Origin of the sequence: Candidatus Vicinibacter proximus (assembly GCA_016713905.1) — a bacterium.
Classification (GTDB): Bacteria; Bacteroidota; Bacteroidia; order Chitinophagales; family Saprospiraceae; genus Vicinibacter; species Vicinibacter proximus.
Genome location: JADJOE010000002.1, coordinates 213,984 through 227,610, shown reverse-complemented (window position 1 = coordinate 227,610; position 13,627 = coordinate 213,984). Strand labels below are relative to the sequence as shown.

At 38.2% G+C, this 13,627-nt stretch carries 11 protein-coding genes; 6 read left to right on the top strand and 5 right to left on the bottom strand.

Going from position 1 to position 13,627, the window contains the following annotated elements; genetic code table 11:
- The first annotated feature begins 72 nt into the window (after positions 1-72).
- From IPJ83_07370 to lpdA, 3 genes are all read left to right on the top strand, one after another.
- The gene (locus IPJ83_07370) at positions 73-1,227 is read left to right on the top strand and encodes a hypothetical protein (protein ID MBK7880361.1); all 1,155 of its coding nucleotides are present in this window, start codon (positions 73-75) and stop codon (positions 1,225-1,227) included.
- A 15-nt stretch (positions 1,228-1,242) separates the two neighbouring features.
- Positions 1,243-2,658, top strand: a complete 1,416-nt coding sequence (locus tag IPJ83_07365) for a hypothetical protein (protein MBK7880360.1) — start codon at positions 1,243-1,245, stop codon at positions 2,656-2,658.
- An 83-nt stretch (positions 2,659-2,741) separates the two neighbouring features.
- Entirely contained in the window at positions 2,742-4,142 is a 1,401-nt protein-coding gene (gene lpdA, locus IPJ83_07360) for a dihydrolipoyl dehydrogenase (GenBank protein MBK7880359.1), read from the top strand.
- Positions 4,143-4,266: 124 nt separating this feature from the next.
- Here lpdA and IPJ83_07355 read toward each other — a convergent pair whose 3' ends face one another.
- Complete coding sequence (locus IPJ83_07355; GenBank protein ID MBK7880358.1) at positions 4,267-4,926, bottom strand: polysaccharide deacetylase family protein; 660 nt, start codon at positions 4,924-4,926, stop codon at positions 4,267-4,269.
- Positions 4,927-5,062: 136 nt separating this feature from the next.
- Between IPJ83_07355 and IPJ83_07350 the strand changes: the two genes are divergently transcribed.
- Both IPJ83_07350 and IPJ83_07345 read left to right on the top strand, forming a co-directional pair.
- A complete protein-coding gene (locus IPJ83_07350; protein ID MBK7880357.1) occupies positions 5,063-6,589 on the top strand; it encodes a glutamate--tRNA ligase in 1,527 nt (508 codons plus the stop codon).
- Positions 6,590-6,621: 32 nt separating this feature from the next.
- Positions 6,622-8,040, top strand: coding sequence for an MBL fold metallo-hydrolase (locus IPJ83_07345; GenBank protein MBK7880356.1), 1,419 nt, complete (start codon positions 6,622-6,624; stop codon positions 8,038-8,040).
- Positions 8,041-8,053: 13 nt separating this feature from the next.
- Here IPJ83_07345 and IPJ83_07340 read toward each other — a convergent pair whose 3' ends face one another.
- Genes IPJ83_07340 through pyk form a run of 4 tightly spaced genes read right to left on the bottom strand, consistent with a single transcriptional unit; the run spans position 8,054 to position 13,195 of the window.
- Positions 8,054-9,217: a peptidoglycan DD-metalloendopeptidase family protein gene (locus IPJ83_07340; protein ID MBK7880355.1), complete on the bottom strand. Its 1,164-nt coding sequence runs from the start codon at positions 9,215-9,217 to the stop codon at positions 8,054-8,056.
- Between the two features lie 6 nt (positions 9,218-9,223).
- Positions 9,224-9,991 (bottom strand): DUF4292 domain-containing protein, encoded by a 768-nt coding sequence (locus IPJ83_07335; protein MBK7880354.1) that lies wholly within the window; start codon positions 9,989-9,991, stop codon positions 9,224-9,226.
- Between the two features lie 4 nt (positions 9,992-9,995).
- Positions 9,996-11,741 (bottom strand): hypothetical protein, encoded by a 1,746-nt coding sequence (locus tag IPJ83_07330; GenBank protein ID MBK7880353.1) that lies wholly within the window; start codon positions 11,739-11,741, stop codon positions 9,996-9,998.
- 29 nt (positions 11,742-11,770) lie between these two features.
- Positions 11,771-13,195, bottom strand: a complete 1,425-nt coding sequence (pyk, locus tag IPJ83_07325) for a pyruvate kinase (GenBank protein ID MBK7880352.1) — start codon at positions 13,193-13,195, stop codon at positions 11,771-11,773.
- Between the two features lie 149 nt (positions 13,196-13,344).
- Between pyk and IPJ83_07320 the strand changes: the two genes are divergently transcribed.
- Positions 13,345-13,581 (top strand): acyl carrier protein, encoded by a 237-nt coding sequence (locus IPJ83_07320; GenBank protein MBK7880351.1) that lies wholly within the window; start codon positions 13,345-13,347, stop codon positions 13,579-13,581.
- Positions 13,582-13,627: the final 46 nt, after the last annotated feature.

The window sequence follows — 13,627 nt, the reverse complement described above, 5'->3', positions numbered from 1 at the left end:
CGCCATATATATTCATCTAATGTCAGCTGCAATTTGAATTCAATTATATTTGTTGTGTCAATCAAAGAATAGATGTTATTTGGAGAACCAGAAGTTGTTGTTGTCGATCATCCAAAATTTTTATGGTCTGATGAATTGATTGGACAACAGACATTAACAGAACATGTCAAGACCGTTTTAAGTCAGGACAGATTTCCACATTGCAGTTTGATAAGTGGGTCCCCGGGTAGTGGGCAGTTGGTTTTTGCATTATCGATCATTCAGACCATGTTGTGTGCTGCGGAGGACAAACCTTGCGGAGTCTGTAGTTCATGTTATAAAGTGGGCGGACTGATTCATCCTGATGTTCATTTTTCCTTCCCACTGGTAGGGTCTGGAGAATTGTGCAAGGAACATTATGGAGCTTTCAGAATTGCTGTGAAGCAAAACCCATACATGAGCATTCAAAACTGGTTGAGTTATGCCGATAAAGAAAACAAGCAAGCAAATATTGGCGCTAAAGAATCCAGATCAATTATTGAAAGGCTATCTCTTAGACCATTTGAATCTGATCGCAACATCATGTTGGTATGGTTGCCTGAGTATTTGGGAAAAGAGTCAAACATATTGCTGAAGTTGCTGGAGGAACCTCCTGGACATGCTTATATTATTTTGGTGACAGAGGATTCCAAATCTTTACTGACCACGGTACTTTCCAGAACGCAAGAATTCAGATTAAGCCCCCTGGATGATTTTATGATTGCGTCCCATTTGGAAAAATCTTTAAATCTAAGTTCGGATTTGGCACTTGGATTTGCGATGGCATCAGAAGGCAACTATGCACAAAGTCTTGAATGGGCAAAGGACACACAAATGAATTCGTTGCAACTGTCTCAAAGTTTACTTCAAATGGCTTTTAAAAAAGATCCTTATGAAATGATGAGCTGGATGGACACCTTTGCACAATTGAACCGGGATGGGCAAAGGCAGTTTCTGGCATTTCTCAATCAACTCCTTAGTCTGAGTTTAAGATTAAAATTTGGGGTGATAGACCAAAAGGATCCATCCAACCCGATTCTAAGCTATGCGGCAAAAATTTCTGGTAATTTAACTCCGTTGCAGGTTGAAACCATTGCGGATCTATCGGATGAGTGCTCATATGGTATTCAAAGGAATGCAAATATTCGTATCTTGCTGCTTGATTTCCTGATAAAATTGTCGGGAATATTACGTAACAAGCAGACATAAAGACAGTTAGCTATAATGGGATGTTCTGGATGTAAGACAGGTGATAATGGGATGCCTGCAGGATGCGGAGATAAAGGACATTGTTCCTCAGGGGGCTGCAATAAGCTCAATACTTTCGATTGGTTGACCGTAATGGATTTGGAAGATCCGACCGTTTGTGAATTTGCTGAGGTAAGTTTTAAGAATGGCGCACGGAAGACTTTCTATAAAATGAGTAATTATTACCGTTACACCACAGGAGATTTAGTGGTGGTAGATGCAGGTCATGGGGGATTTGATGTCGGCAGAATAAGTTTGATGGGGGATCTTGTCAAGCTGCAAATGAAAAAAAAGAACTTCAAGGAAGATCGCATTGCTACAGAAGTATTAAGAAAAGCTAACCCAAGAGATATTGAGCGAATGACCGAAGCTAGGAATTTGGAGAAACCTGCTTTGGTGAAAGCCCGTGTAATTGCGCGAAATCTTGGTCTCGATATGAAAATCGGAGATATTGAGTATCAGGCAGACTTGAAGAAAGCAACCTTTTATTATACTGCTGACGGGTGGATAGATTTTAGAGAATTGGTAAAACAATATGTGAAAGAATTCAGGATTAAGGTTGAAATGCGTCAAATTGGATCCAGACAAGAATCTGCCAGAATAGGGGGTATTGGATCTTGTGGACGTGAATTGTGCTGTTCAACCTGGCTTACTGATTTCAAATCTGTAAACACCACTGCGGCCAGATACCAAAACATTGCTATCAATCAATCTAAGTTATCCGGCCAGTGTGGACGTCTGAAGTGTTGCTTGAATTATGAGTTGGATTTATATGTAGATGAATTAGAGAAATATCCATCGAACGTAGAGAGGCTTAAAGCCAAAAATGGACAGGCTAGCCTTGTAAAAATTGATATTTTCAAAGGCATGCTTTATTATTTGTATGAGCCTTCCAAAGGTCGCAGTACGGTAATGCCATTGGCTCCTGATGAAGTGCGGAGGATTAAAGCCATGAATGAACGTGGTGAATATCCTGAGGACATTGTAGCAGCTGAAGAGGCAAGCCCTGCAGTAAATCCGGATGATCAATTTGTAGATGTAACCGGTGCAGTAGAATTGCCTGCTGAAAAGAGGAAGAAAAAGAAGAAAAAGAAAAAAGGTGGAAATCCGGAAGGCCAGGCAAATTTACAGCGGCCACCTTTAAATAATCCACGCCCTCCAAGAGAGGGACAAACCCCTCCAAATTCTGATCGGGAAAACAAACCTCAGGACAATTTCAACAAACCGGGAAACAGGGAAAATAACCGGCCATTTAATAAAAACAGAAACAGACCCCAATCTGACAGACCACAATCTGACCGGCCTCAAAGGGATCGACCACAATTTGATCGCCCACAAAGAGATAAATCCGAGGGAGACCAACCACCTTCAGACAAAGCTCCAGTCGAATAATAGGATTTTTATTCTTTTTTTTAAAATAGCTCCTTTCAAAACCAAGCCGGGTTTTGATCGTTTATCACCTATAAATCTTTCAAATGACTGATCTTGCAATTATTGGCTCCGGCCCCGGGGGATATGTTGCAGCCATCCGCGCAGCACAATTGGGCTTTCAAGTGACCTTGATTGAAAAGTACCCGACATTGGGCGGAACCTGTCTCAATGTAGGGTGTATTCCATCCAAGGCTTTGTTGGACAGTAGCGAGCTATTTTATCAGGCAAAAAAAACTTTTGACACACATGGCATTAAACTCACCAATCTGGACATAGAGGCTTCGCAGATGTTTAAACGAAAGGCAGATGTTGTAGCCCAAAATACCAAAGGGATTGAATTTCTCATGAAAAAGAATAAAATCAATGTGGTAAGAGGTAGCGCATCTTTTTCCGGTCCAAATGAATTAAAAATTGAAGACGGGAATGGAAAAGTGGAAAAGCTCGAATTTAAAAAATGTATTGTTGCTACCGGTTCCAAACCAAATATTCCTCAGGCATTTAACTATGATAAAAAAAGAGTAATTAGCTCAACTGAGGCACTAAGTTTGAATGAAATTCCGCAATCCATGGTGATCATTGGTGCCGGTGTTATCGGACTTGAATTAGGGTCAGTGTTTGCAAGGTTGGGCACGAGGGTGAGCATTCTGGAATATATGGATAGCATTTTACCCGGTATGGATTCAGATTGTTCAAAAGAATTGCAAAAGAGTTTACAAAGTGTAGGGATTAAGTTTTATTTGTCTCAATCTGTTGAAAGTGTTTCCGTCCGGACAAATAAAACTTTTGTAAAATACCGTTCAAAATCAGGCGGAGAAACCTCGGAACTGGAATCAGATTATTGTTTGGTTTGTATCGGCAGGAGACCTTATACCGAAAACTTGCATCCTGAACTTGCCGGGATAGAGCTTGATGAGCGGGGAAAGATAAAAGTGAATCAAGAGCTTCAGTCTACTAATCCAAATGTTTATGCTATAGGTGATGTGGTCCAAGGAGCCATGTTGGCTCATAAAGCTGAGGAGGAAGGAGTATTCGTAGCTGAAATTCTTGCCGGGCAAAAGCCACATATTGATTATAACTTGATTCCCGGGGTTGTGTATACATGGCCTGAAATGGCCTTTGTTGGAAAAACTGAGGAACAATTAAAATCAGAGGGCAAAATGTATAAAACCGGAAAATTCCCTTATAAAGCTTTGGGCCGGGCTCGTGCGAGTATGGATATGGATGGTATGGTGAAAGTGATCGCGGATGAAAAAACAGATGAAATACTTGGTGTCCATATGGTAGGTGCAAGAGCAGCAGATATGATCATGGAAGCAGTGGCTTTAATGGAATTCAGGGCTTCTGCAGAAGATATGGCCCGAATTTGCCACCCACACCCTACCTACACCGAAGCTTTAAAAGAAGCTGCTTTGGATGCTACAGCTAAAAGAGCGATTCATTTTTAGTACGTCCTTGACTTAATAAGAATATCCATCTTTGTCTCGACTATTCAAGCCTTTTGAAAAACTGCGCTGATATGGTGTATTCCTAATATGGAATCTGAATATGAGTTACAATTCAGAGTTGAGCTTATGAATTCACGCCAACAAGTCTATTGACAGGAGACTTTCCGGATAATTCATCCAAATTGACAAATTGATATCCTTGTTCAGAATAATAATTCAAAACCCTTGGGAGTACAAATTTTAGTTTTTCAAATGACTTGATGCTGTCGTGAAAAACGACGATAGAACCCGCAATGGTGTTTTTCAGCACATTTTGCAAACATTGCTCAGCGCTGATATTTGGATCAAAATCCCCACTCAGTACATCCCACATTACAATCCGATAGTGGTGTTTAAGGAATCGGGTTTGTGAGGGACGAATTTTGCCATAAGGTGGCCTGAAAATATTCGATTCACATATTTTAGAGGCCTTTCTCACGTTGAGCATGTAATCCAGATTATCAGAAGCCCAGCCTGAGATATGGTTATAAGTATGGCTACCGATGGTATGTCCCTGAGACTTCAACTGATGGAAAATATCTCCATATTTTTCGACATTTTGACCTACACAAAAAAAAGTAGCTTTTGCACCGTACTTGTCTAACTCATCCAATACCCATGGCGTAACTTCAGGGATAGGACCATCGTCAAAAGTTAAATAAACTTTTTTTTCTACGGATTCCATCCTCCATATCAGCCCGGGAAGTAATTGCTGAAGAAATTTTGGTGTGAAGCTTAGATACATGAAGTTATTATTGCTGGAGGAATGACTATTTTTGCGCTGAACGGTAAGAATAAATACAAATTTCTTATTTAAAGGTTTAGTTTCGTGTTAAATGATGCCTAATAATTACTAATAATTGACAAAACCAAATCATTTGATGAATCCGGTAAGAGTACGATTTGCCCCAAGTCCGACAGGGGCCTTGCATATAGGTGGTGTACGAACTGCACTATATAATTACTTGTTTGCGAAACAGAATAAGGGCACATTCATACTAAGAATAGAAGATACAGACCAAACCAGATATGTCCCCGGTGCCGAAGAATATATTTTGGAGAGTTTGCGGTGGACAGGATTGATTCCTGATGAAGGATTGGGTTATGGCGGTCCTTATGGTCCATACCGACAATCTGAAAGAAAGGCAATTTATTTAGATTATGCAAAGCAATTGATCCATCTTGGTTATGCCTATTATGCTTTTGATACTACGGATGAGATTGAGGAAATGAAAAAACGACTTGCGTCTGAATCCAATCCAATGCCAAAGTATGATTACCATACAAGGGGGCAAATGAAAAACAGTCTTACAAGGAGTGCTGATGAAGTTGAGAATTTATTTAATGCCAACACGCCATGGGTGATTCGACTGAAGGTGCCTCCATCAGAAACAGTGAGCATTGTGGACAAAGTAAGAGGAGAAGTTAATTTTAATTCAGAGGAGTTGGATGATAAAGTTTTGATCAAATCAGATGGAATGCCTACTTATCATATGGCAAACGTTATTGATGATCGGTTGATGAAAATCACCCACGTTATTCGTGGGGAAGAGTGGTTAAGCAGTACAGCGCACCATGTGTTGTTGTATAGATTTTTTGGTTGGGAAGCCGAAATGCCAGAGTTTGCGCACTTGCCATTGATTCTAAAGCCGAATGGAAATGGAAAATTATCCAAACGGGATGGTGCTCAATTTGGTTTTCCGGTTTTTCCTATAGATTGGAAATCAGAAGAGGGTGAAAATTTTTCAGGATTCAGAGAAGCGGGATTTTTGCCAGGCGCTTTGATCAATTTTTTAGTACTGTTGGGATGGAATCCGGGAACAGAACAAGAAATTTTTACAATGGATGAATTGATTCAAATGTTTTCATTGGAGAAGATTATTAAATCAGGAGCGAGGTTTGATTACAATAAAGCAAAATGGTTTAATTCAACTTACATTCAAAAGGAAGACTTTCAGGTTTTACAAAATCAAGTCAAAGCAATTTTTTCAGAACATGAATTGGATATTAGTGAAGATCAGCTAAAAACTATTTATCATTTGTATAAGGACCGTGCAGTTTTAGTTACTGATTTTTTTCATATGGGTAAATATATTGTATTGCCACCAAGTTCCACCGATGATGAATTCAAGACAAAAAAGTGGAAGCGTGAATGGGCAGATGCATTTATAAATTTAGGAAATGGTTTTAAAGATTTGAAGGAATGGAATCACGATAGTTTGGAAGCAAAGATTAAAGAGTTCATGAATCTGTATCAAATGAAAATGGGAGAGGTCTTGCCATCTATTCGGGTAATGTTATCCGGGACTCCTATGGGGCCGGATGTGTACCAAATGCTTATGGCAGTGGGAAAGGAAAAATCGATTGAAAGAATATATTCAGGAGTGCAACAACTGAGCAATGAATAACTTGCATTCAGTCTTAAATTAAAAGAGTAAAAATGAAAATAAAATTTTGTGGAGCAGCTAAAGAAGTGACCGGTAGTTGTCATTTACTTAAACTGGAAAATGGATTAAGAATTCTTCTGGATTGTGGATTATTTCAAGGAAGAGTGGACAACATAGATCAATTGAATAATGATTGGTTATTCGATCCCAAAGAAATTGATTTAATGATTTTGTCTCACGCGCATATTGATCATTGCGGAAGGATTCCGAAATTGGTAAAAGATGGATTTAAGGGAGATATCTTCTGTACACATGCGACGAGAGATTTGGTTTCCATTATGTTGATGGATGCTGCACATATTCAAGAGCGTGATGTGGAATTTTACAATAAAAGACTTGCAGAAAAAAAACGCAAAAACCCAAAATATAAAGGTCAACATAGAGAACCACTTTATTCTGCTAAAGACGTTGCCAATGCAATGACTCTATTTGTGGGGATGTCTTATGACAGGTTGATAGAAATTTCACCCGGCGTACATTTAATTTTTACCGATGCAGGTCATATACTCGGATCTGCCAGTGTTAATCTCCGGATCAAAACGCAAGGGGATGATCTTCGTTTTGCATTTAGTGGAGATATCGGCAGACCAGACCGGCCAATTCTGAATGATCCACATTTTATGTTGCCTTCAGATTTTATCATTACGGAGTCTACTTATGGGGATAAGTTGCATCTTGAGAAGCCTGCAGAAAAAAATCACCTCATGGAGATCATTCAGTCCACCTGTATCGATAACCAGGGAAAAGTGATCATTCCTGCTTTTAGCTTGGGTCGGACTCAGGAACTTGTTTATATTTTGGATCAATTGGTCAATGAAAAGCGATTGCCAAAAATTCCTGTTTATGTGGATAGTCCACTTGCAGTTAATGCCACCGAAGTGTTCAGAAGTCATTCAGAATGTTTTGATTTCGACCTACACCAGTATATGATTAAAGATCCAGATCCATTCGGATTCAATCACCTCTATTATATTCATGATGTGGCAGAATCCAAAAAACTTAATTTCAGTAAAGAACCTTGCATTATTATTTCTTCTTCAGGAATGGTTAATGCAGGAAGGATCAAACATCATGTTTTCAATAATGTAGAGGATCCTCATAATACCATATTGTTTGTGGGATATTGTTCGCCTGAAACACCGGGTGGAATCCTGAGATCAGGCGCTGAGTTTATTAAAATGTTTGGTGAAGTAAAAAAAGTAAATGCCAAAATTGAAATTATGGATTCATTTTCTGCGCATGGAGATCAAAAAGAGATGAGTCATTTTCTATCTAACCAGCAAAACACAGTGAGCAAAGTTTTTCTAGTTCACGGAGAAGAGCAAACACAAATTGCCTACAAAGGGCATTTAAATAAGATTGGGTTTGATCATGTAGACATTCCGGATCTTGGGCAGGAAGTCATCATTTAGAAAGGAATAAGACTTAATCCGTTAGCAGAAATTTCATTGGATTCTGTGGCGTTTTTCCTTTCCAAACTTCAAAATGTAATTCATGCCTTCCCTGTGGGGTAGCTTTACATTGACCTATGTGGTTTCCTTTTGCAAGGGTTTCTCCAGCCCTGACAAGGACCTTGTCTAAGTTAGAATATACCTGATAGAAGTTTCCTTCTTTACATAAAACCAAGTAAGTCCCGTTAGCAAGTTGACGTATTTGTAATACTTCTGCATTATTGACGGCAGAAACAAAAGAGTTTTTGGATTGGATATCTACGCCGTTGTTTTTTATTTTGACTGCTCGATTATTAGGATCATTTTGGGTGCCAAAGGTGGATACTACAATTCCCTCTTTTAAAGGGAATCGCCAATCTGATTTTAAAGAAGTTGAAATATTTTTATTTTTTGAAAGATCTAGGTTGTTTTCTTTAATTCCACTGCTGACAATGGATTCAATTTTGCTCATTTCTTTTTGATACTTTTTGATTAAGGTCAGCCATTCTTGTTTTTTAGTTTGGTTTTCCGAAATCATAATTTGTTGCTTCTTCAAGTCTTCGGCCAGTTTATTTTTCTCTGTTTCTTTTGAATGAAGCAATTCTTTTTGAATATTTATTTGCTTGAGTATTTCATTTTGTTTTTCCAAAACAAGTTCCTGTGATTTTTTAAATTGAGTATATTTTTCTTTTCTTTCTCTATCCAATTGGTCATACCAGACCCATGACTTTATGATGGCATTTAATTCTGAATGAGGTGCAAATAAATAATTTGCCTTTACCGTATTTCTCTGCATCCATTTTCTGCGAAGGCTCTTAAAGTACTCTTCTTTTAATATTTCCAGTCTATTCAAATTTTCGTGATGTTCTGATTTTAATTTGGTAAGACTTTGGTCCAGTTTTTCTAATTCTTTGGCTGTATTTTCAATGAGCTCATTCCTGTTGGCAATCTGTGTAATCTGGATCTGCATATTTTTAAAAGCAGTCATTTTTTCTTTTTCTGACTGCAATAAAATTTCTTCTGTCTTTTGGATTTGTTTGGATAGGTAATTTCTTCTTTCCGAAGCTGTCTGTGCTTGTAGAGAGTTACTATAGTTCCATGGGCATGAAAACCAAAAAACCATCAAAGGCAGTACGTATCGAAATTTGAAATTATTCATTTTGGACTACCTTGTTTCGTTGGTGTAACTTGCCGGAATGGTAAATTTAAAACTTTCTATTTTTCTGGTGTGTATTTCACTCCATTTTAATTTTACATATTGAATTTCAGAATTGTCTTCATCATAGGTCAATTGAAGGTTGACTGGAATTAAAAAGTGGCCAGATTTTGACAACTCCTTAATAATCATCTGCGCATGTTTACCCGATTGATGAAATGAAGTATTTAATGGAGCATATTCATTAGAAAGCAAAGATGACTGTAAAGAATAGTTTTCAGCTACTCCGTCAACCAATAATGTATCCCTTTTTTGTTGGGTGGTATATTCGGGACCAACAGGCAGATGAATTCCAGAAATAAGTATATTTTGAATGCCATAAAAATCAATTGGTATATTTAATTTTTCACTCCAAACTTTAGTGTCCAATTTTACCCAACTCTGGTTAATTCGATCTATGATAATAATGCTGTCCGGCTGAATAAGCGCACGGGCAACCTCAAAACCTAATTTGCGCAGGCTAAGTATAATAAGGCTATCTTTTTTACTTTGCAGGGTGACTTGAGCAGAAGTGCTGATATCCTGGTTTTCGAATTCCATGTTCCCCTTGAGTGTGAGGTATAGATAATCCTGTCTGAGTTTTAATTCTTCGGTTAATTTATTAATATTAATGGGGGGGTGAATGTAACCGGATTCAGATGATTTTCTTTTTGTTGTACTGCAAGAAAACAGGGTTAACATTATCGCTGAAGCTGCAAATAGAAAATTATCTTTCAAAGGATTAATTTATTTTTTGAAGTAAGGCATTATATTTTAACTTATCTTCTGATAACTCAACAGCTTCTAAGATATATTTTTTTGCATCTGTCGAATTGTTTGATGCAGTGAGAATATAATATGCCAGTTCAAGAATTTCAGGGATATGGGCCTGAGGAAAATTCAAAGCATTTATTATAGATGCCAAGGCAGAAGGATAATCTTTTTTCAGGTAATAAATTTCAGCCAACTTATAATTTCTGAAATATTGAGGAATTGAAATATTATCAGCTGCATTTTTTAGTGCTTCAGCAGAGTATTCCTTGCCGTTTTTTTGACAGTAAACCAGATATTCAAGTTCGCCGCCACTTGCTTTGTTTTTTATTTGCCTCATGGCTTCCCATTGTACATTCGCCTGGGTTTCATTTTTCATTGCGAAGTATATTTTTGCAAGGATCACATGGGCAAGCGATTTATTTATTTCATTTTTTCGGTTGATCAACAAGAAATGTTCTGCGTTTGTAAGTGCTTCTTCGTAGTGGCTGTTGTGATATTGAGTAATTGCTAAAGCGTAATAAGGATAACTGTTGTTAGGGTACTGATCCAAAGCAAGATTGGCATATTTTTCTAAACTTTTCCAATGACTTAGCTGGTATAAACAAAAGATAAGGTTGTCCCAAACCGGATAGGGAACAGAGCCCAATGCAACAGATTTTTTATACCATTCCGCAGCCTTCCATAAATTATTGTGGTGAAAATATATATCTCCTACCAATGCTGCAGATTTTGGTTCTTTTGGGTAAAGTTCTGTCAGCTTTAAAGCAGGTGCAAGCAAAGTTTGTTCCTGAAGACTATCCTGACCATCGGCCAGTTTTTGTAAGGATGGAATCAATATTTTAATAGCCTCATCCAAATTAATTATTCGCTCCACTATACTTTTCATCAAGTCAGCAGAAGACATATTTGCAGGAGGTGCATCGGATTGTTTACGAAAAAGGGGATGTTCCGGATCCAAAAATTTTAGTTTGGCGAGTGCAGCATCTTTTTCCTGAATTTTGTTTTCCGCACTATAACATTCTATCAAACTTGGATACAATTCTTTATGATTTGGGTAATCTTTCAAAGATAATTCTAAAGACTCTGCAGCTTTTTTATATTTCTTTTGGACTTTCAGGATCTCCGCTTTTTTTAAAACCAGGGGAGGCATTGGACCGAATTTGATTTGGGCCTGGTCGAGGATGGTTAATGCCTTTTCGGATTTCTCAGCCTTTAAGTAGTTAATGGCAGCCAAGTCATAGAAAGTATAATTCTGGGGTTCGATTTTGACAAGTTCTTCAAAGACACTTGCCACCTGTTCATATCGTGCAGTTTTTTCCAGCAGATTTGCTTTAAAAACCTTAAACCATTTATTGCCTGGATCGGCAAGTACACTTTCTTGAATCGCAAGAAGAGCTTCTTCATGTCTGGAACTTTTTTCATACAGTCTTGCGAGATAATAATTGACTGTTGCTTTAGTTTCGGGTTCATATCTCATTTTTTCTAAAATGAGGATCGCCTTCTCAGGATTTCCGATTTCTTCTTCCTTGATGGCATCAATAAGTTTGGATTCCAGTTCTATTTGTGTAGTTGTTTTTTGACTGAGGGCAGGTAATTGAATTAGGCAATATAACCCGAATATAAAAGGTATCCGGATACCAATATATCTGGTAAAAAGTAAGAATTGTTTAAATGAGTATAAAATTCCGGCTGTATTCATGTAACTGTCAGACATTGCTTTTTGATAACGAAAAGAAAGACTTTTTATTCGACCTCGGTTACTTTGAGCATGTTAGTACGAAGTTTTTTATGTACAGGCATACTTCCTGTATTCACAATGAAATCGCCGGATTTAACTTTGCCATCCGTCTTTAGAATTTCCACAACATCCTCGATGGTATCATCAGTTGAACTCATTTTGTCATAATAATAACATCTTACGCCCCAAACCAAATTCAATGTCCCCAACATGTGGTGTGCACTGGAAAAGATATAAATGGGGCAGTTTGTTCGGTAAGAGGAAGTTTTAAATGCAGTATATCCGGAGACGGTCAACCCAATAATGGCAGTTGCTTTAATTTCCTCAGCTGTTTTTGCTGCATTAAAACAAACAACATCACTAATAAAAGTGGAAGACTTCTCGGAAGGTTTTGGTCTTCGTGTCTGGAAGGCATAATGTTTTTCAGCTTCCGAGATGATTCGGTTCATGGCTTCCACTACAATCACCGGATGTTTACCCACAGAGGTTTCTGCACTGAGCATTACCGCATCCGCGCCATCGAGTACAGCATTTGCCACATCTGTAACTTCTGCACGCGTAGGGGATGGGTTAGTAATCATACTGTCCATCAATTGTGTGGCAACGATTACCGGTCTGGAACGCTGGATGCACTTGTTTATGATCATTTTTTGCATTGCGGGAAGTTGTTCAATGGGCATTTCTACTCCGAGGTCACCGCGCGCTACCATGATTGCGTTACTGACTTTAATGATGTTATCAATATTGCGGATGGCTTCCGGTTTTTCAATTTTAGCGATCACTTTTGCATAATGACCAGCTGCCGCGATTCTTCGTTGGAGATCTTCCACATCAGAAGACTTCCTCACGAAAGATAGCGCAATCCAGTTGACCGGTTTGGTCAGGATAAATTCAAGATCGGCCAGATCTTTTTCCGTCAAGCAGGGTAAGCTAACTTCGGTGTCTGGTAAATTAACTCCTTTATTGGAAGACAAAATCCCTCCATAAAGACAAATCAGTTTAACAGTATCCTTAAAATTGGTTTCCAGGACTTCAAAAACCAGTTTGCCATCGTCGATCAGAATTTTCTCACCTGGTTTGACATCTCTCGCAAAATGGTCATAACTCATATAGATTTGTTGGGCATTGCCCATACATTCTTCATCTTTAAATGTCAAAATGTCCCCCGGATTCACAGGAAGAGCATTATTCTCAATTAGGCCGATTCTCAATTTTGGTCCTTGCAGGTCGGCCAAAACGCCCACGTGCATGTCAAATTCTTCGTTAATTCGGGTAATATGCTCAATGACAGAGGCATGATTTTCATGTTTGCCATGAGAAAAATTAAGCCGAAAGACCGCTACACCAGCCAAGGCAAGATCTCTCAAGGCTTCATAAGAACTTGACGCTGGGCCGATTGTAGCTACAATTTTTGTGTTATGTAATGACATTTATAATATTTTATCAAACTATGGAACAAAATTAACCCCTATGCATGTTTAGTAGTTGCATAAAATACTTGATAAATTTTAGCTCATTTATTTGAAATGGCTTTTGATATTCATTATTTTTGCGCTCTTATAAAAAAATCTTAATAAAAATGTCAACAATTGCTGAAAGAGTAAAGAAAATCATTATCGATAAATTGGGTGTAGATGAAGCTGAAGTTACGCATGAGGCGAGCTTTGTCAACGACCTTGGCGCCGATTCATTGGATACGGTAGAGCTGATAATGGAATTCGAAAAGGAATTTGACACTTCCATTCCAGACGATCAAGCAGAAAAGATCCAGACAGTGGGCCAGGCTGTAGAATATTTAGAGGCCAACTGCAAATAAGGGAGTTTTTTCAGGAAAACGATTTACCTTTATGATGTCTATCCGG

Coding starts and splice junctions, on each gene's coding strand:
- IPJ83_07370 (MBK7880361.1), top strand. CDS start 73: ATGTTATTTGGAGAACCAGAAGTTGTTGTTGTCGATCATCCAAAATTT.
- IPJ83_07365 (MBK7880360.1), top strand. CDS start 1,243: ATGGGATGTTCTGGATGTAAGACAGGTGATAATGGGATGCCTGCAGGA.
- lpdA (MBK7880359.1), top strand. CDS start 2,742: ATGACTGATCTTGCAATTATTGGCTCCGGCCCCGGGGGATATGTTGCA.
- IPJ83_07355 (MBK7880358.1), bottom strand. CDS start 4,926: ATGTATCTAAGCTTCACACCAAAATTTCTTCAGCAATTACTTCCCGGG.
- IPJ83_07350 (MBK7880357.1), top strand. CDS start 5,063: ATGAATCCGGTAAGAGTACGATTTGCCCCAAGTCCGACAGGGGCCTTG.
- IPJ83_07345 (MBK7880356.1), top strand. CDS start 6,622: ATGAAAATAAAATTTTGTGGAGCAGCTAAAGAAGTGACCGGTAGTTGT.
- IPJ83_07340 (MBK7880355.1), bottom strand. CDS start 9,217: ATGAATAATTTCAAATTTCGATACGTACTGCCTTTGATGGTTTTTTGG.
- IPJ83_07330 (MBK7880353.1), bottom strand. CDS start 11,741: ATGTCTGACAGTTACATGAATACAGCCGGAATTTTATACTCATTTAAA.
- pyk (MBK7880352.1), bottom strand. CDS start 13,195: ATGTCATTACATAACACAAAAATTGTAGCTACAATCGGCCCAGCGTCA.
- IPJ83_07320 (MBK7880351.1), top strand. CDS start 13,345: ATGTCAACAATTGCTGAAAGAGTAAAGAAAATCATTATCGATAAATTG.